Here is an 18006-nt window from a genome sequence, read left to right on the forward strand (position 1 = left end):
AGTTAAGATAGGAGTGTAATGATGTCAAATCTTCTAGAAATTGAAAATTTAAGTAAATCATTTGGAAATAAAGTTGTTTTAAGAGATGTTTCCTTCAATGTGCGGTCTGGATCAATTGTTGGATTCATTGGTAACAATGGAGCTGGGAAATCAACAACCTTTAAAACAGTATTACAATTAATTTCTAAAGATAATGGTACAGTAAAAATATTTGGTAAAGAAAATATAAATAAAGATGCCAAGATTAAGGAAAAGATAGGAGTCGTATTTGATGCTATGAATCTACCGGCTCATCTTACGATAAAGCAACTAAACAAAGTTTTTGAAAAGATGTTTGACTCTTGGGATAGAGAAAATTTTTACCGATTAGTTCATTCTTTCTCTTTACCTACTAATGAGAAAGTAGGTAAATTCTCGCGTGGAATGTCAATGAAACTAACTATAGCTGTTGCGCTGTCACATAATGCAAAATTATTAATTCTAGATGAAGCGACAGGAGGTCTCGATCCTTCATCTAGGGAGGAGGTGTTGGAGGAATTAAAAAGTTTTGTGAGTAAAAGTAATGGTGGTATACTACTTTCTTCTCATATTATGAGTGATGTAGAAAAAATAGCTAGCCATCTTATCATTATAAAAGATGGAGAAATTTTATTGAATGAAGAAAAGAATAAGGTTTTGGACAATTATGCCATTGTAGATGTTGATGAGGAACAACTAACTTTAATTAACAAAGATATAGTTGTGGTGAAAAGGAATAATGGTTCTTATTTCAATGTACTTGTATCAGATGTGCATAAACTACCAAATGGGATTGCTCATAGAACCATTTCGATAGAAGAAATGAGTGTCTTATTAACGAGGAGTGAAAAATAAATGAGAGGTTTATTATTGACAAACTATTATCTAGTGTATCGAACTTTCTTTATGTTCATGGGAATAGCGATATTAGGAGCAGGATTCGTTTTTTATTTTGGTGATGCTTCAATGTACCGTTTAATTGCTACGTTTATTATCTTTTTTGCTGCGATTCCTGCACTTGAAGTTATTAAATATGAGAGTAAGTCAGGTTATGAAAAGTATGTACTTACTTTACCGGTTACTAGAAATAACATTGTACAAAGTCACTACCTTTTCTATTTTTTAGTTGTAATTATTGGTACTGTATTATCATATGGCATATTTTATGTACATGGTTTCATTTCAGATACACCAATTGATGATGGTATATTTAATAGTGTTTCTTTAGGGACGTTCATCATTCTTAATGCCGGAGCGATAGCCTATCCACTCCTGTATGTTTTTGGAGCAGAAAAATCTGATGTTATTACAATTGGAGGCGCATGCGGGGGACTTGTTACTTATTTCGGATTACAAAGTGTAATTGGCTATCTAATAGAACAATTTCCAATATCAAATTTAAATTTATCTGTATACGTTTCAATTCTATATACAATATTTGGCGTTATCATATATATCTTTTCTTTTGTTATTTCGGTATTTATATATCGTAAGAAGGAGTTTTAGTATGTTTTTTCTTAATATTTTCTGAATTATTTCCAAAGGAATAATTCAGAAAATACGGAAAAATGTCGTAATCACTTGTAGAAATCTGTTATAATGAACAAAATGAAAACGCTTTAAAGGGGGATATAACCAATATGATGATGAATGTACCGTTAACAATTAGTTCTATGATGGAAAGAGCAGAAAAACTGTTTTCAAAGAAAGAAATTGTTTCACGGACACATGATACAGTTACGACGTTAACGTATAAGCAGTTAGGTGAAAGGACGAGAAGGCTTTCTAGTGCGTTACAAAAGCTTGGGATTAAAGAAGGCGAGCGTATAGGAACGTTAGCGTGGAATCATCATCGACATGTGGAAGCGTATTTTGCTATTCCTGGTATTGCTTCCGTTTTACACACAATTAATATTCGTTTATCTCCTCAACATATTTCATACATTATTCAGCACGCAGAAGATCGAATTCTACTTATAGATGAAGATCTCGTACCACTTGTTGAAAATATTCAATCACAATTATCAACTGTACAAGCCTACATTATTATGACTGATAAAGATGAACTTCCCAATACTACGCTAGAACCTGTATATCATTATGAAAAGCTATTAGAAGAAGGCGATCCAACTTTCCAATTTGTAAAAGATATTGATGAAAATACACCTGCTGGTATGTGTTATACGTCAGCGACTACAGGAAACCCAAAAGGTGTTGTATATACGCATCGTAGTACTGTATTACATTGTATGGCACTCGGTTTAGCGGATACAGCTGCTTTATCGGAAAGTGATGCGGCGATGGCAATTGTACCGATGTTCCATGTGAACGCTTGGGGGCTCCCTTTTGCAGCTACTTGGTTTGGAACTAAACAAGTACTGCCAGGACCAATGTTTACTCCAAAAATTTTATTAGAGATGATTCAAGCTGAAAAAGTAACGATAGCAGCAGGTGTGCCGACAATTTGGCTCGGTGTATTACAAGAGTTAGAAAATAATAGTTACGATTTATCTAGTATAACGAGAATATTATGCGGTGGTGCTGCTGCACCGAAAAGCGTTATTAAAGCATTTGAGCAAAAATATAATGTTCCTTTCGTACATGCATATGGTATGACTGAAACAAGCCCACTCGTAACACTTGCACGTTTAAAAAGTTATGAAACAGAATTATCATATGAAGAGCAATTAGAAATCCGCTCAAAACAAGGGTATCTTGTCCCTGGTGTAGAGATGAAAGTAGTCGGTACAAACGGTGAAGTGAAGTGGGATGGTACGGAAATGGGAGAACTATGTTTACGAGCACCATGGATCGCTGAAAGTTATTATAACGATGAACGTACTGTCGAAGGTTTTCGTGATGGTTGGTTATATACAGGAGATGTCGTTACGGTTGACGAGGAAGGCTGCGTGAAAATTGTTGACCGTACGAAAGATGTTATTAAAAGCGGAGGTGAGTGGATTTCTTCAGTTGACCTTGAAAATGCATTAATGGCACATGATGCTATATTTGAAGCAGCTGTCGTTGCCGTTCCTCATCCGCAGTGGCAAGAGCGACCAATTGCCTGCGTCGTTCAAAAGAAAAATAGTACAGTAACAAAAGAAGAAATATATGAGTTTTTAAAGCCACAGTTTGCGAAGTGGTGGTTACCAGATGATATTGTATTTATGGAAGAAATACCGAAAACATCTGTTGGGAAGTTTTTAAAACAGGCGCTTCGGAAAGAACTTGAGCATTTGCATAAAGAGAAATAATTGAAAAAATATTTGTAAACCTATATTTAAAACAAGTTGACAAAGACTAAATAGAAAGATAATATAACTCCTATAATATGTTATCTGAAAATCATTTTAAGTTTACAAATAGGAGAAGCAAATATGAATACAAAAAACTTAGTTTTCGTCGCTTTATTTAGTTCTATTATGGGAGTGTTAGGGTTAATACCTCCAATTGCTCTTGCTATTACACCAGTTCCGATTACATTACAATCACTCGGTGTTATGCTTGCTGGTGGATTGTTAGGATCACGTCTTGGTGCGTTAAGTCAGCTTATTTTCTTACTTATAGTTGGAGTTGGAGCACCATTACTTGCTGGTGGACGCGGTGGTCCAGGCGTATTTGTTGGGCCAAGTGCAGGATATTTACTTGGTTATATCGTTGGAGCGTTTGTCATTGGTTATTTAATTGAGCGTTTACGTGAAGTTTCTATAATAAAGGTATTATGTATTAATATAATTGGTGGTATTTTCGTAGTTTATGTATTTGGTATTATTGTACAAGCTTTCTTTATGGATGTTTCTATATGGCAGACGATGAAAGTAAGTGCTGTATTTTTACCAGGTGATTGCATAAAAGCGATTATAGCAGCAATTCTTGTAACGAAATTACATCGTTCATTGAAACATATTATTACGCCTGCTCTCAAGAGTGGGAAATATACAAATGCGGGATAAGAAAGAGAAGAAACACGTTCATTGCGTGTTTCTTTTTATTATTTTGTAAAGAAAGGACGTCTCAAATGGGGATTACAAAAGAATATAAAAAGTATGCCTCTTTACAAACAAATAAAATAGCAATAAAGGAAAATGATCGAGTATTAACATTTAAAGAATGGTTTGAGTCAGTATGTAAAGTAGCAAACTGGTTGAATGAAAAAGAATCGCAGAATAAAACGATAGCAATTGTATTAGAAAATAGTATGGAGTTTTTACAACTATTTGCTGGTGCTGCTATGGCCGGATGGGTTTGTGTGCCGTTAGATATAAAGTGGAAAGAGGATGAGCTCAAAGAAAGAATTGCGATCAGTAACCCGGCTATGATTGTGACAGAGCGATATAAGGTAAATGATCTACCGGATGAAGAAGGAAGAGTAATTGAAATTGATGAGTGGAAAAGAATGATAGAGAACTATCTTCCTACATATAATCCTGTAGAAAGTGTACAAAATGCTCCGTTTTATATGGGATTTACATCAGGATCGACTGGAAAGGCAAAAGCATTTTTACGTGCACAACAATCGTGGGTTCATAGTTTTGATTGCAATATACATGACTTCCATATGAAAAAAGAAGATTCTATTTTAATAGCTGGGACGCTCGTTCATTCTCTTTTTTTATACGGTGCAATAAGTGCATTATATGTAGGGCAAACGGTGCATATTATGAAAAAGTTTATTCCAGATCAAGTGCTGGATAAGTTAGAAACGGAACACGTTTCGGTCATGTATACAGTTCCGACAATGCTAGAATCTTTATATAAAGAAAATAGAGTAATAGAAAATGGAATGAAAATTATTTCGTCAGGAGCGAAATGGGAAGCTGAAGCGAAAGAAAAAATAAAGATTATATTTCCTTATGCGCAAAAATATGAATTTTACGGTGCATCGGAACTAAGTTTTGTAACAGCACTAGTTGATGAAGAGAGTGATAGAAGGCCAAATTCAGTAGGAAAACCTTGTCACAATGTGCAAGTTCGAATATGTAACGAAGCAGGAGAAGAAGTACAGAAAGGCGAGATAGGAACTGTTTATGTGAAAAGTGATCAGTTTTTTATGGGCTACATATTGGATAAGGTTTTAGTTCCAGAGTTGACTGCGGATGGCTGGATGACAGTGCGAGATGTAGGTTATGAAGATGAAGAAGGCTTTATATATATAGTAGGTAGAGAGAAGAATATGATTTTATTTGGAGGAATTAATATTTTCCCAGAAGAAATAGAAAGTGTATTACATGAACATACAGCTGTTGATGAAATAGTTGTAGTTGGCGTGAAAGATAGTTATTGGGGTGAAAAACCTGTCGCCATCGTAAAAGGAAGTGCTACGAAGCAACAATTAAAAAGTTTTTGCTTACAACGATTATCCTCGTTTAAAATACCGAAAGAATGGCATTTTGTAGATGAAATACCGTATACAAATAGCGGGAAAATCGCTCGTATTGCAGCAAAAAATATGATTGAAAACCTGGAGAAAATATATGAATAGAGCGGTTATTGTAGAAGCAAAAAGGACACCTATTGGTAAGAAGAATGGGATGTTGAAAGATTATGAAGTTCACCAATTAGTAACGCCGCTTCTTACGTTTTTAAGTAAAGGAATTGAGAGAGAAATAGACGATGTCATATTAGGGAATATTGTGGGGCCGGGAGGGAATGTTGCGAGATTATCTGCTTTAGAAGCAGGACTTGGCTATCATATTCCTGGTGTAACGATTGACCGGCAATGTGGTGCCGGATTGGAAGCGATTCGTACTGCATGTCATTTCATTCAAGGCGGCGCAGGTAATTGTTATATTGCAGGAGGAGTAGAGAGTACAAGTACATCACCTTTTCAAAATAGAGCGCGATTTTCACCAGAAACAATTGGTGATCCTAATATGGGAGTGGCGGCTGAATATGTTGCAGAGCGTTATAATGTAACGAGAGAAATGCAAGACGAGTATGCTTGCCTTAGTTATAAACGGACACTGCAAGCATTAGAAAATGGATATTTACAAGATGAAATACTTTCTTTTAATGGATCTTTAGATGAGGCTATAAAACGAGAAATGAATTATGAAAGAATGATTAAAAGAACTAAGCCCGCATTTTTACAAAATGGTACAGTAACGGCAGGTAATTCGTGTGGTGTAAATGACGGAGCATGTGCTGTTCTTGTAATGGAAGAGGGGCAAGCCCGAAAATTAGGATATAAGCCTGTACTTCGTTTCGTTCGTAGTGCTGTAGTTGGAGTGGATCCAAATCTTCCGGGGACTGGTCCGATATTTGCGGTGAACAAATTATTAAATGAAATGAATATGAAAGTAGAGGACATCGATTATTTTGAAATAAATGAAGCATTTGCTTCAAAGGTTGTTGCTTGTGCAAAGGAGTTACAAATTCCTTTCGAAAAATTAAATGTAAATGGTGGTGCAATTGCGCTAGGTCATCCGTACGGTGCATCTGGAGCTATGCTTGTGACACATTTGTTTTATCAAGCGAAAAGAGAGCATATGAAATATGGAATTGCGACGTTAGGAATTGGTGGTGGAATAGGGCTTGCGCTATTATTTGAGAAAGTGGAAAACTAGAAAGGGACTAGTTTTCTACTTTTTGAGGAACATAAGCATTGCTACCAGGTTTTGCTTTTATTTCATTCCAAGCAGCGATAGCATCAGCTTTTGATTTCCCTTTGTTATTTGGATCTTCGAAAAAGTCGCGAGTGAAACGATTGTATTCAAACTGCGCGCTAATAGTTGTTTTGTATGTAGGATCTTTTTTTCGTTCGTTTTCTTCATACCAAAACGTTAGCGCGTCTTCATATGTTTTTCCGACATTCTCTTTAAAAAACTTTTGAAGAGCTACTGTAAAGCGGAAGTTTGCTCCGATTTTTTCTTTGAAAAAAGCACGAACATCTTCGCTGCAGCGGTGATTGTTAGTAATAATCGTTTGAAGAGAAAGTTCTTTATAAGAGAGGGAAGCTTTACTCACCTTTTGACTAGAGCTGTTTTTTAATATTTTACCAGTATGTAAATAATGTGAGATACGCTCGGTTATTTCAATCTTAGAGCCACTAGCTGGCAAACCATGCTCACGACAAAATGTTTGGAGTTCTGCTTTTAACCAATAAAAGTTTTGGAAATCTTCAAGTGATATAGACTTTGTTAAAGGTGGACGCATAGATGTAACAACTTCTTTCTTCCATAATTTTCTTTAATTATAAAACGTATGTTCTTTTTGTGGAAGGGTTAATTTGTAAATATAACGGGAAGAGGAGATTACATATGGAAAGTGTAATGCAAGTTCGTGTTACGGGAATTTTAATTGAAGATGAAAAAGTATTGCTAGTAAAGCAAAAAGTTGCTAATCGCAATTGGTCTTTACTTGGGGGAAGGGTAGAGAATGGTGAAACGTTAGAAGAAGCGATGATTCGAGAAATGAGAGAAGAAACAGGATTAGAAGTTAAAATTAAGAATCTACTCTATGTTTGTGATAAACCAGATGCTAGTCCATCTTTATTACATATTACGTTTCTGCTTGAAAGGATTGAAGGTGAAATTACGCTACCTTCTAATGAGTTTGATTATAATCCAATTCAAGATGTGCAAATGGTACCGATTAAAGATTTAAGTCAATATGGTTTTTCGGAAACTTTTATAACTCTTATAAGTGAAGGTTTTGCAAGTGCATGGAGTTATCAAGGCTTGAAACAAAATATAGGTTTGTAAATATAGTTGAAGGATAGCAGTTAGCTATCCTTCATAAACATGTTTTACACTTCTGACTGTAAAGAAGAAACAAGTTGATTTAAAAATTCGTCCCCGGTCATAACCGCTTTTCCGCCACCGCGAGCACTCTTTTTATTTCCGCCACCTTTTCCTTCAATTGTAGGAAGTGCCTCTTTTAAAAGCGCATTCATATCGAGCGTGACTGTTTTTCCACAAGCGAGGATGCATTGTAGTTTGTCCTCATTTTCAATAACGAAATATGTAATGGCATGCTCTTGTTGTTCTGTAATAATGGCAGAAAGCTTTGCGATTTCTTGCATAGAACGATTTGTAAATACTTTAGAAATAAGTATGCCGGTATGTTTTTCTGAAGGCTGTTGAAGTAGCTCGTTTGCCTCTGCAAATAATAATTTTTCATTCATTGTTTGTATTGCTTTTTCATTTTCTTTTTGAGAAGTAAGAAGTTGTGCTACTTTTGCTGGGATATCACTCTCGCTACTGTTTAATTGTTTAGAAACATCTTTCATAATTTGTTGTTGTTGGCCCATTAAATTTAGTGTGCGCCAACCAGCGATAAACGTTAATCGTATGCCACCTTTATTGCGCTCCCACCCTAGTACTTGAATAGGACCTACTTCACCTGTACGTTTCGGATGCGTTCCGCCACAGCCGTTGTAGTCGAAGTTTTCAATTATAACAACACGTATATTTTCTGTCATAGTCGGTTCTTTACGAAGGGGGAATGTTTTCGCTTTTTCTAAGTTCATCCACTCGATGCGGATGGGATGGTTTTCAAAAACAATTTTGTTTGCAATTTGTACTGCTTTTTCAACCGTTTCTGTATGAAGATTTTCTGTTTCTAAATCAATTGTTACCGTTTCTTTTCCAAGGTGGAATCCAATCGTAGGTATGTTAAAATGGTCCCAAAAAGCAGCAGATAAAATGTGCTGAGCCGCATGTTGCTGCATATGATCAAAACGGCGCTCCCAATTAATTTTACCTTCTACTTCTTCAGTATGTAATTGTTCTACAATGAAGTGATGAATTTCTCCATTTATCTCTTCTACATTGATTACATCGATATCATTTAATGTACCAGTATCATATGGTTGTCCGCCCCCTGTTGGATAAAATGCCGTTTCGTTTAAAATAACGTATAAGTTACCGTCTTTATCATAATCTTGTTTTATAACTTTTGTAGTAAAGTCTTGCTTATAAGCGTCAGTGTAATATAATTTTTGCTCCAATTTTCTTTCCCCTTTCGTTTTCACTAGTTTCATTGTAAAGCAATTGAAATTAGTTTCCTAATATTTCAGAAGAAAGAAACTATTTTTAGAATTTTCTTGCTATAATAAGAAGAAAATGCGGGGGTGGAATGAATATGTTATATGAAAACGGCGTAGATAAACTGCTTAGTTTAAGTAAAAATATTTCTGAATTGTATCGAGAATTAAATGAAATGACCCGGATTTTAACGGACTGTAATCGAGAAAGTGTGAAGTTTGATCGGTTATATGTAAAAGAGTTACTGTGGAAAAAAGAAGATGTAATAGAGAAATATGACCAGCTGCTTGTGCAACTTTGTATAAATGAATGCTTTGATTTAAAAAGTGTCATTACAGGGGAATATAAGTATACATATGAAGAAGTAGAAAACATCGTTTTACAATTTAATGAAAAGTATAATGTAGCAATTTTAATTAAAGATGTTTGTAAAGAATTACAGTTTACATATGGCATAGATATGGACATAACGAGAACAGCTCGGGTATCAACAGCTCAAGTATAAAAAGGGAAAAGAAAGCAGATCCTTTGCTTTCTTTTTTTATGTAAGAACAGGGAGAGTAGGTTTAACGATGAAGGGGAAGTTACAAAATATTCATCCATTAGGAATGACAATTATAATAGGGACTTTATTTGCGAGATTCGCCACGTCAATGAGTATTCCTTTTTTAGCAATTTATTTAACGACTGTTAAAGGCGTATCAGCTGGAATGACGGGTGCTATTATAGGAACGAGTGCACTTGTTGGAGTGTTTGCTAGTTTTATTGGAGGGAATTTATCGGATCGATTCGGCCGAAACATGATTATAATATGGTCCATGGTTGCTTGGGTGTTTGTATTTATAGGTTTTTCACTTGCAAATCATATTTTAAGTTTCTTTTTATTAAATGCTTTGAATGGATTATGTCGGTCTTTTTTTGAGCCGACATCAAGAGCATTATTATCAGATTTAACGAAACCAGAGTATCGTTTACTCGTATATAATTTGCGTTACGGTGCAATAAATGTTGGAGTAGCGATTGGCCCACTTGTCGGGTTACAGATTGGAAGTGCAAAATCTACAATTCCTTTTTTAGTAGCAGCTGGAGTATACATTCTATATACAGCTATATTAGCGTTCCAATTTAAGAAGTATCCAATTGAAAAAAAGAAAGTGAATACAGAAAAGCCTGTCACAATGTTAAATGCAGTTCGTATATTGCGAAAGGATGTCGTATTTTTAGTTGCTTTAGTCGGTATTATTTTGAGTAATTGTGGCTTTTCACACTTAACGACAACAGTATCTCAATATTTTGCAAATGCACATATATTTCAGGATGGAGTGACATTGTTTTCGTATATGTTAGCTTTAAATGCGATTGTTGTAGTCGTAATTCAATACCCTGTTATTCAAATATGTAAAAAGTATACACCGTTAGTATCTATTATGGTGGGAACCTTATTTGTGAGCGGAGGATTGTTTGGATTTGGAATAGTAGAATCTACGCTAGGTGCTGCTGTCTGCACAATTATTTTTACAATTGGAGAAGTTCTCATGTTTTCCATGACGGATGTGTTTATAGATGATATAGCTGTCTCGCATTTAAAAGGAACCTATTTTGGAGCGATGGGGTTTTCAGGAATTGGAGCAGTAATTGGTCCGTGGCTTGGGGGCGTACTTCTCGATTACTACGGGTATCAAAATGGATTTATTGTCTTTTCAGCGCTAGCTATAATTTCAACTGTAGCATTTCCTGTACTTTTAGTTACAAAAGGTTTATTGAAAAAAAGATATGATAAAAATTGTAATTTAGAATTATATGCGAAATAAAATAAGCCCCAGCAGATGACTGGGGCTTATTTTTGTATTTATCCCGCTATTTGCGGGCAGTAAGAACCCACTGATTAAAGCTTTACTTTATTTTACTTCTCAATTTGAAAAAGAACTTTTTCTTCATGTTTATTAGCAACTTCATTTTTGGAAATATGAATGGCTAAATATCCATTCTCTAAGCAGGCTAGCATCTTTTTATAAATAATAGTAGCGGGTAAAGGGATGATCCGCTGCAAAGAAATATTTTTATGAAGTATACAAATATTTAGGCCTGTCTCCATCTTTTTAATAACTACATTTTGTTCGGATACATTTGGTACATCTGTTTCCAAAATGTATTCTTGTTCAGTTTCACAAAGGTCAATATGAATTTGATTTGGGAAACTAAAGTTACTACAAGAATCAGAACAAAATTGATCCATCCATTCTTCGAAACCATCAACATGAAAAAGACAATCCTTCTTTTTCTTGCCCATGTAAGACACCCTCCGTAAAATCTCAATTCATACTATGTTATGCATGAATGAAGTAGGGGTGAAGAATAAATGAAAAAATATAAACATTGTATGCGGCAAAGGTAGCTAGTGTGAGCCTTTTGTTTTACATATCATGATGTGCATGATTTTTTTGGCGTGAATGGTTACGGTTTTTTACTTTATGAGATCCGCTTAATGGTTCAGGTTGTCCCTTTTTTTCTTTCGCTTCACGATTGTTTTTTCCCATTGTATGTGACACCTCCTCTTTCTCTTTAGAATGAGAGAAGTTTGCAAATTTATACGAGAATGTTTTTAGAAAAAAAGGTAAAGATAAATGGGACTAACTATTATGGAAAGGGGATTATATAATGCCATATCATAAAGATAAACAACAAGCTTTTCAAGCAGCGCAGCAAGGAGTTACACAAGCAGAAAACGCATTTAATAACATTGTAAAAAATGATCCAAACTACGGTCATGATTTAAAAGAGTTACGCCAAGAGGTTCAGGAAGCGTATGAACAAATTCAAAATGCGTTAGAGGTAGCTTCTGAAACACAACGCCCACAACTTGAGCAATACGAAAATAATCTCCAAAACATTATGCGAAATGTAGATCAATTAGAAAAGTAAATGAGATTGTTGTGTATTCGACAACCTTATTACTTTGACGAACGTTATGCTAAAACAGAAGATTTTTCTATTCGTTTTTTGTTTATTATGCGCAGTACATATATTTCAAGTTGAAAAAGTGGAAGCGAAAATGTTGCTCAGAAAAGAGCTAGAACCAACTGGCTATGTAACGTGGGAAGTACCTAATAATGAAAAGATTATTGCCATTACATTTGATGATGGCCCAGATCCAACTTATACACCGCAAGTTTTACATTTATTACGTCAATATAAAGCAGAAGCAACATTTTTTATGATTGGATTTCGAGTTCAGCGTAATCCATATTTAGTGAAACAAGTGTTAAAAGAGGGACATGAAATTGGAAATCATACGATGAATCATTTATATGCGAGTAATTCATCGGATGAAAAATTAGAACATGATATTTTAGATGGAAAGAAATTTTTCGAAAAATGGGTGAAAGAACCTTTACTATTCCGTCCACCTGGCGGATATATTAACGATGCTGTATTTAAAACAGCGAAAGAAGCAGGTTATCAAACTGTTCTATGGTCGTGGCATCAAGACCCGCGTGATTGGGCAAATCCAGGGGTTGAATCCATTGTAAATCATGTAGTGAAAAATGCTAAAAGTGGAGATATCGTATTGTTACATGATGGAGGAAATGATCGTAGTCAAACAGTAGCAGCATTAGCAAAAATTTTACCTGAGCTGAAAAAACAAGGATATCGATTTGTAACGGTTTCAGAATTACTACGTTATAAACATTAGAAAAAATCCCAAAAGGAAGTGGACCTTTTGGGATTTTTCGTTACTGGTTCTTTTTACGTTTTTTATTATTTTGTCGCTCTGCTGGAGTTAAAGGCTCGTTTGCAAATTCTTCATTATAACCAGCACCTTGTCCTCGTGCAGATGCCGCATTCATTCCTGAAATAGTATGATTTGCTTTTCTTTTACCCATTTTATTTCACCTCTATAACTTTTTTTGTATGTTGAATGATGAGCAGTTCATAGTATGTATGAACTGTAAGTAAAGCACTAATAGAGCACTTTACTTTATGGTAATAGTATTCATAAGGAGCGTGAACACTATTCAAATTTAGGAACATAAAGAAAACTTATGATAATCTATAAGTTTCTTATTATTTACTTATTTAGAAAGTTGTAATAAGATATTATCGTAAGGTATTGAAAAGTTTGTCTACATTTTATATTCAGACAACTTAGTCACGTTTAACAGGGGGGAAACATAATGGTCAAACATAATCCATTTCAATCACGTGCAACTTTTGAATTAGATGGAAAAACGTATCATTATTATGATTTGAAAGCGCTTGAAAACGCAGGGGTTGGCAACGTATCTCAATTACCATATTCCGTGAAAGTTTTACTTGAATCAGTACTTCGTCAAGTAGACGGACGTGTAATTACAGAAGAGCATGTTACAAATTTAGCGAAATGGGGAACGAAAGATGTGCAAGATATCGATGTTCCATTTAAACCATCTCGTGTAATTTTACAAGATTTCACTGGTGTACCAGCTGTTGTAGATTTGGCTTCGCTTCGTAAAGCAATGGCAGATATGGGCGGGGATCCTGATAAAATTAATCCGGAAATTACTGTAGACCTTGTAATTGACCACTCTGTACAGGTTGATAGAGCGGGTACGGCAGACGCGCTTGCATTCAACATGGACTTAGAGTTTAAACGTAATGAAGAACGTTATAAATTTTTAAGCTGGGCACAAAAATCATTTGATAACTATCGCGCAGTGCCACCAGCTACAGGTATTGTACACCAAGTAAACCTTGAATATTTAGCACCAGTTGTTCATGCTGTGAAAAATGCTGAAGGTGACTTAGTTGCATACCCAGATTCATTAGTTGGAACAGACTCACATACAACAATGATTAACGGTATCGGCGTTCTTGGATGGGGCGTTGGTGGTATAGAAGCGGAAGCAGGAATGCTTGGACAGCCTTCATACTTCCCAGTACCTGAAGTAATCGGTGTGAAATTAACTGGTACACTTCCAAGTGGTACTACAGCAACTGACGTTGCATTAAAAGTAACACAAGTATTACGTCAAAAAGGTGTAGTTGGTAAATTCGTTGAGTTCTTCGGTAATGGGCTAAAGAGCATGCCTTTAGCTGACCGTGCAACAATTTCAAATATGGCACCAGAATACGGTGCAACTTGTGGATTCTTCCCAATTGACGATATTTCATTAGAATACTTACGTTTAACAGGTAGAGATGAAGAGCAAATTCGCATTGTTGAAGAATACTGTAAAGCAAATGGTCTATTCTATACAGCAGACAGCAAAGATCCAATTTACACTGATCTTGTTGAAATTGATTTAAATACAATCGAATCTAACCTTTCTGGACCGAAACGCCCACAAGATTTAATTCCACTTTCAGATATGAAAGATGCGTTCCATAAAGCTGTTGTAGCACCAGTTGGAACACAAGGACTTGGATTTAATGAGCAAGAGTTCGATAAAGAAGTGAAGGTTACATTAGAAGATAAAGAAGTAACGATGAAAACAGGTGCAATTGCAATCGCTGCAATTACAAGCTGTACAAATACATCAAACCCATACGTATTAATTGGGGCAGGTCTAGTTGCGAAGAAAGCAATTGAAAAAGGGCTTGTAGTACCTGAGTACGTAAAAACATCATTAGCACCAGGATCTAAAGTTGTTACTGAATACTTAGATAAATCAGGTTTAACAACATATTTAGATCAATTAGGTTTCCAAACAGTTGGTTACGGTTGTACGACTTGTATCGGTAACTCTGGTCCGTTAGCAGAGGAATTAGAAGAAGCAATCGCAGCAAACGATTTATTAGTAACATCTGTTTTATCTGGTAACCGTAACTTTGAAGGTCGTATTCATCCACTTGTAAAAGCAAACTACTTAGCATCACCACCACTTGTTGTGGCATATGCACTTGCAGGTACTGTTGATATTGACCTGAAAAATGATGCAATCGGTAAAGATGCAAATGGCAATGCTGTTTACTTCAACGACATTTGGCCATCAGCTAAAGAAATTGAAGATGTAGTTCAAAACGTTGTTACATCTGAACTGTTCAAGAAAGAATATGCACAAGTATTTAACAGCAATGAGCGCTGGAATGAAATCCAAACTTCAAATGAAGCTTTATATACTTGGGATAATGATTCAACTTATATTCAAAACCCACCGTTCTTTGAAGGATTATCTAAAGAGCCAGGTGAAGTTGAAACGTTATCAGATTTACGCATAGTTGGTAAATTTGGGGACTCTGTAACGACAGACCATATTTCACCAGCAGGTTCAATTGGTAAGCATACACCAGCAGGACGCTACTTATTAGAAAACGGCGTACAACCTGTTGACTTTAACTCTTACGGTTCTCGTCGTGGTAACCACGAAGTTATGATGCGTGGTACATTCGCGAACATCCGTATTAAAAACCAAATCGCACCAGGAACAGAAGGCGGATACACAACATATTGGCCAACTGGTGAGGTAACATCAATCTATGATGCTGCTATGAAATATAAAGAAGATGGCACAGGCCTTCTAGTTATTGCTGGTAAAGATTACGGTATGGGAAGTTCTCGTGACTGGGCTGCGAAAGGTACAAACTTATTAGGTATTAAAGCAGTAATCGCAGAAAGCTTCGAACGTATTCACCGTAGTAACTTAGTATTAATGGGTGTATTACCACTTCAATTTAAAGATGGCGAAAGCGCTGAAACGTTAGGTCTTGTTGGTAATGAGTCATTTGAAATTCAAATTGACAAAACAGTTAGACCACGCGATCTTGTAAAAGTAGTTGCAACTGATGCAGATGGCAACGAAAAACAATTTGAAGTAGTAGCTCGTTTCGATAGTGAAGTAGAAATTGACTACTACCGTCACGGTGGTATTCTGCAAATGGTTCTTCGTGAGAAAATTGAAGAGTCTAAAGTGTCAAATTAAATAATTGAAATGAACGATAAGGAAGCTAACAGCTGTTAGCTTCCTTATTTTATGGAAAGGGATGAAACCATTTGGTTTCATCCCTTTCTTTTTACTATAAAAATGGAGGGAACATCATGAAAGAATATAAAAGAATATTGTTACCGTTACAGAAAGAAAAATTATTAGTAATAGCAGCTGTCTGTAGTGGATGCTTTGCTGCTATTTTAAATTTATCTCGTCCACTATTCATGGGATTAATTGTAGATAACCTTATTCAACGAGAGTTAAAGGAGGTGTATCTTTACATTACTTTGTTTGCAGCTAGCCGCTTGTTGATGTGGGTGAACAATCTTTCATTTGATTATGTAAGTTCAAAAGCGAGTCAGCGAATATTACGAGAGAAGCGTATAGATGTATTGCGTCATTTCTTCTCATTACCGTTTGAAGAGAGTGAGAAGATTAAGGGAGGAGAGTTAGAGACATTAGTTGTGTCTGATATTCCGAACTGGGTCAGATTATATGGATCTATATTAATAGAATATATACACGCTATTGCCCAATTTATTGGCGCAATCATAGCACTACAACATATAGATATAAAGTTCATATTGTGGGTAGCTCCGTTTTTATTTTTAAGTGCAACGGTTCCGATGTTGATGGGGAAAAAGGTAAGAAATATCGCCAGCATTGCTCAAAGAAATCAATCAAGTGTTGTAGAGATGGTGTCACAGTTTGTAAAAGGAGCACAAGATTTACGTAGTTTGGAAAAAGAAAAATGGGCCATTCGCTTATTTAAGGGAGTAACGGCACAATCTTATAAAACAGAAGTAAAGAAGACGATGATGCAACATTGCATTGGAGTAGTTGGAACCGTGATTGAAACAGGGGCATATATTGTTGTTCTCATTATAGGCGCGCAGAAAATAATGAAGGGGGAAATGGAAGTTGGTTCAATTGTTGCTGTGTTAGCCACAATTGAAATGCTCTTTTTTCCAGTCCGCTACGTTGGCGATTTATTAATGATGACACAAGTTGCAGTCGCTTCGGCAAATAGAGTTTTTTCCTTTTTAGATAAACGAGTGGCAAATAGTAAGGTAGAAAGAGCGATGGGGATGACGGTAACAAATGTTTCATTTCAGGAGAGTAATGAAGAGAAATGCAGAATTCATAATATTGATTTGCAAATTAATCCTGGTGAATTCGTTATGATTGTAGGAGAAAGTGGTGCAGGAAAAACAACGCTTTTAAAATTAATGACAGGTTTGTATAAACCATCTAACGGTAGCGTTGTTTATTATGGTAATGAGGCTCGTATGAAGACAGTGTGGCAAGAACCTCGTTTCTTTCGGACGACAGTAAAAGAAAATATGTATTTCGGTGAAGAGTATATAGAACACCAGTTAGAAAAAAATATTGAACTAGTAAATGGAACATCCATTATTAGGAAGTTGCCTGAAGGGGTTCAAACTGTACTACATAAAAGTGGTGAAGAATTTTCTGGAGGAGAAAGAAAACGTCTTGCATTATTACGTGCTATTGTTTCAAATCCGAATCTTATTATTTTAGATGAACCGACTGCGGGATTAGATCCGAGCAACCAAGAAACTGTTTGGAATATGATAGAAGGATTAGGAAGAGAGGTCACGAGAATTGTGGCAACACATGATGTAGAGAAAGCGATACTAGCAGATCGTGTTGTTATAATGAGAGAAGGAAGTATTGTTGCATGTGGAAGTCCTGAAAAATTAATAAATAGTCATTCGTTTTTACAGAGATATGAATAAAGATAAGAGCAGTGCTCTTATCTTTATTCAGCATCATTTATTTGATACTCGATAGATTCGGAGTGATTCAGATCAACGTTAAAAGTAGCAGTCATAAGGAAAGTTGCAATTCCGAGAATTAAGAAAAGGACGAATGAGACTAGAGAGACGTAGAGACAAATACGCCCTACTTTCTTTTTTTCAAAATCTTTACTAAAGAGTGAAATGATCCATGTAATAATGCCGATTGGGTATAAAAGAAAACTAAGAATATATAATGTTGTTTTTTCGAATGAATTCATAAACAATCCCCCTTTGCTGAAGGTTATATAACTACGAGAATAAATAGGTAAGTGG

At 35.6% G+C, this 18006-nt stretch carries 19 protein-coding genes; 13 read left to right on the forward strand and 6 right to left on the reverse strand.

The window, feature by feature from the left end:
* The first annotated feature begins 21 nt into the window (after positions 1-21).
* The 6 genes from ABH961_RS14565 to ABH961_RS14590 all read left to right on the forward strand — a co-directional run bounded on the left by ABH961_RS14565 (position 22) and on the right by ABH961_RS14590 (position 6584).
* Positions 22-873 (forward strand): ABC transporter ATP-binding protein, encoded by an 852-nt coding sequence (locus ABH961_RS14565; RefSeq protein WP_098079651.1) that lies wholly within the window; start codon positions 22-24, stop codon positions 871-873.
* Entirely contained in the window at positions 874-1524 is a 651-nt protein-coding gene (locus tag ABH961_RS14570; protein ID WP_048544081.1) for an ABC-2 transporter permease, read from the forward strand.
* 134 nt (positions 1525-1658) lie between these two features.
* Positions 1659-3272, forward strand: coding sequence for a long-chain fatty acid--CoA ligase (locus ABH961_RS14575; protein ID WP_098068990.1), 1614 nt, complete (start codon positions 1659-1661; stop codon positions 3270-3272).
* Positions 3273-3395: 123 nt separating this feature from the next.
* Positions 3396-3971 carry a biotin transporter BioY gene (locus tag ABH961_RS14580; RefSeq protein WP_001093321.1) on the forward strand — a complete coding sequence of 192 codons (576 nt, stop codon included), beginning with the start codon at positions 3396-3398 and terminating at the stop codon, positions 3969-3971.
* A gap of 65 nt (positions 3972-4036) precedes the next feature.
* Positions 4037-5500 (forward strand): acyl-CoA synthetase, encoded by a 1464-nt coding sequence (locus ABH961_RS14585; protein WP_098078795.1) that lies wholly within the window; start codon positions 4037-4039, stop codon positions 5498-5500.
* Entirely contained in the window at positions 5493-6584 is a 1092-nt protein-coding gene (locus ABH961_RS14590; protein ID WP_098642777.1) for an acetyl-CoA C-acyltransferase, read from the forward strand. The genes ABH961_RS14585 and ABH961_RS14590 overlap by 8 nt, the downstream gene beginning before the upstream one ends.
* Positions 6585-6591: 7 nt before the next feature.
* On the opposite strand, the gene ABH961_RS14595 is transcribed toward ABH961_RS14590, so the two are convergent.
* Complete coding sequence (locus ABH961_RS14595; protein ID WP_001247733.1) at positions 6592-7173, reverse strand: DUF6434 domain-containing protein; 582 nt, start codon at positions 7171-7173, stop codon at positions 6592-6594.
* A 104-nt stretch (positions 7174-7277) separates the two neighbouring features.
* On the opposite strand from ABH961_RS14595, the gene ABH961_RS14600 reads away from it, so the two are divergent.
* Positions 7278-7721: an NUDIX hydrolase gene (locus ABH961_RS14600; protein WP_098079647.1), complete on the forward strand. Its 444-nt coding sequence runs from the start codon at positions 7278-7280 to the stop codon at positions 7719-7721.
* Positions 7722-7765: 44 nt separating this feature from the next.
* Here ABH961_RS14600 and ABH961_RS14605 read toward each other — a convergent pair whose 3' ends face one another.
* Positions 7766-8968, reverse strand: a complete 1203-nt coding sequence (locus tag ABH961_RS14605) for an alanyl-tRNA editing protein (RefSeq protein ID WP_176519581.1) — start codon at positions 8966-8968, stop codon at positions 7766-7768.
* 134 nt (positions 8969-9102) lie between these two features.
* Between ABH961_RS14605 and ABH961_RS14610 the strand changes: the two genes are divergently transcribed.
* Together ABH961_RS14610 and ABH961_RS14615 are read left to right on the forward strand one after the other, a co-directional pair.
* Positions 9103-9510, forward strand: a complete 408-nt coding sequence (locus ABH961_RS14610; protein ID WP_000965133.1) for a hypothetical protein — start codon at positions 9103-9105, stop codon at positions 9508-9510.
* Between the two features lie 67 nt (positions 9511-9577).
* Complete coding sequence (locus ABH961_RS14615) at positions 9578-10816, forward strand: MDR family MFS transporter (protein ID WP_098079643.1); 1239 nt, start codon at positions 9578-9580, stop codon at positions 10814-10816.
* A 92-nt stretch (positions 10817-10908) separates the two neighbouring features.
* Here the strand turns inward: ABH961_RS14615 and ABH961_RS14620 are convergent, their stop codons facing one another.
* Positions 10909-11295, reverse strand: coding sequence for an Hsp20/alpha crystallin family protein (locus ABH961_RS14620; RefSeq protein WP_140386854.1), 387 nt, complete (start codon positions 11293-11295; stop codon positions 10909-10911).
* A gap of 124 nt (positions 11296-11419) precedes the next feature.
* Entirely contained in the window at positions 11420-11542 is a 123-nt protein-coding gene (locus ABH961_RS14625) for a small acid-soluble spore protein P (protein ID WP_000517650.1), read from the reverse strand.
* Between the two features lie 121 nt (positions 11543-11663).
* On the opposite strand from ABH961_RS14625, the gene ABH961_RS14630 reads away from it, so the two are divergent.
* Both ABH961_RS14630 and pdaB read left to right on the forward strand, forming a co-directional pair.
* On the forward strand, positions 11664-11927 hold the full coding sequence (locus ABH961_RS14630; RefSeq protein WP_001146295.1) for a hypothetical protein: 264 nt from the start codon (positions 11664-11666) through the stop codon (positions 11925-11927).
* 46 nt (positions 11928-11973) lie between these two features.
* Entirely contained in the window at positions 11974-12699 is a 726-nt protein-coding gene (gene pdaB / locus ABH961_RS14635) for a polysaccharide deacetylase family sporulation protein PdaB (protein ID WP_095205706.1), read from the forward strand.
* A gap of 40 nt (positions 12700-12739) precedes the next feature.
* On the opposite strand, the gene sspO is transcribed toward pdaB, so the two are convergent.
* On the reverse strand, positions 12740-12889 hold the full coding sequence (gene sspO, locus ABH961_RS14640; protein WP_098079641.1) for an acid-soluble spore protein SspO: 150 nt from the start codon (positions 12887-12889) through the stop codon (positions 12740-12742).
* A 291-nt stretch (positions 12890-13180) separates the two neighbouring features.
* Between sspO and acnA the strand changes: the two genes are divergently transcribed.
* On the forward strand, positions 13181-15904 hold the full coding sequence (gene acnA / locus ABH961_RS14645) for an aconitate hydratase AcnA (RefSeq protein ID WP_048544062.1): 2724 nt from the start codon (positions 13181-13183) through the stop codon (positions 15902-15904).
* A gap of 116 nt (positions 15905-16020) precedes the next feature.
* A complete protein-coding gene (locus ABH961_RS14650) occupies positions 16021-17670 on the forward strand; it encodes an ABC transporter ATP-binding protein (protein ID WP_142330306.1) in 1650 nt (549 codons plus the stop codon).
* 23 nt (positions 17671-17693) lie between these two features.
* Here ABH961_RS14650 and ABH961_RS14655 read toward each other — a convergent pair whose 3' ends face one another.
* On the reverse strand, positions 17694-17951 hold the full coding sequence (locus ABH961_RS14655) for a hypothetical protein (RefSeq protein ID WP_048544059.1): 258 nt from the start codon (positions 17949-17951) through the stop codon (positions 17694-17696).
* Positions 17952-18006 lie beyond the last annotated feature (55 nt).

The organism is Bacillus sp. RC251 (assembly GCF_044908765.1).
In the GTDB taxonomy this organism is placed as follows: Bacteria; Bacillota; Bacilli; order Bacillales; family Bacillaceae_G; genus Bacillus_A; species Bacillus_A wiedmannii.

Excerpts from the sequence above, each read along its gene's own strand:
- ABH961_RS14565 (WP_098079651.1), top strand. The coding sequence starts at position 22 with ATGTCAAATCTTCTAGAAATTGAAAATTTAAGTAAATCATTTGGAAAT.
- ABH961_RS14570 (WP_048544081.1), top strand. The coding sequence starts at position 874 with ATGAGAGGTTTATTATTGACAAACTATTATCTAGTGTATCGAACTTTC.
- ABH961_RS14575 (WP_098068990.1), top strand. The coding sequence starts at position 1,659 with ATGATGATGAATGTACCGTTAACAATTAGTTCTATGATGGAAAGAGCA.
- ABH961_RS14580 (WP_001093321.1), top strand. The coding sequence starts at position 3,396 with ATGAATACAAAAAACTTAGTTTTCGTCGCTTTATTTAGTTCTATTATG.
- ABH961_RS14585 (WP_098078795.1), top strand. The coding sequence starts at position 4,037 with ATGGGGATTACAAAAGAATATAAAAAGTATGCCTCTTTACAAACAAAT.
- ABH961_RS14590 (WP_098642777.1), top strand. The coding sequence starts at position 5,493 with ATGAATAGAGCGGTTATTGTAGAAGCAAAAAGGACACCTATTGGTAAG.
- ABH961_RS14595 (WP_001247733.1), bottom strand. The coding sequence starts at position 7,173 with ATGCGTCCACCTTTAACAAAGTCTATATCACTTGAAGATTTCCAAAAC.
- ABH961_RS14600 (WP_098079647.1), top strand. The coding sequence starts at position 7,278 with ATGGAAAGTGTAATGCAAGTTCGTGTTACGGGAATTTTAATTGAAGAT.
- ABH961_RS14610 (WP_000965133.1), top strand. The coding sequence starts at position 9,103 with ATGTTATATGAAAACGGCGTAGATAAACTGCTTAGTTTAAGTAAAAAT.
- ABH961_RS14615 (WP_098079643.1), top strand. The coding sequence starts at position 9,578 with ATGAAGGGGAAGTTACAAAATATTCATCCATTAGGAATGACAATTATA.
- ABH961_RS14620 (WP_140386854.1), bottom strand. The coding sequence starts at position 11,295 with ATGGGCAAGAAAAAGAAGGATTGTCTTTTTCATGTTGATGGTTTCGAA.
- ABH961_RS14625 (WP_000517650.1), bottom strand. The coding sequence starts at position 11,542 with ATGGGAAAAAACAATCGTGAAGCGAAAGAAAAAAAGGGACAACCTGAA.
- ABH961_RS14630 (WP_001146295.1), top strand. The coding sequence starts at position 11,664 with ATGCCATATCATAAAGATAAACAACAAGCTTTTCAAGCAGCGCAGCAA.
- pdaB (WP_095205706.1), top strand. The coding sequence starts at position 11,974 with ATGCTAAAACAGAAGATTTTTCTATTCGTTTTTTGTTTATTATGCGCA.
- sspO (WP_098079641.1), bottom strand. The coding sequence starts at position 12,889 with ATGGGTAAAAGAAAAGCAAATCATACTATTTCAGGAATGAATGCGGCA.
- acnA (WP_048544062.1), top strand. The coding sequence starts at position 13,181 with ATGGTCAAACATAATCCATTTCAATCACGTGCAACTTTTGAATTAGAT.
- ABH961_RS14650 (WP_142330306.1), top strand. The coding sequence starts at position 16,021 with ATGAAAGAATATAAAAGAATATTGTTACCGTTACAGAAAGAAAAATTA.
- ABH961_RS14655 (WP_048544059.1), bottom strand. The coding sequence starts at position 17,951 with ATGAATTCATTCGAAAAAACAACATTATATATTCTTAGTTTTCTTTTA.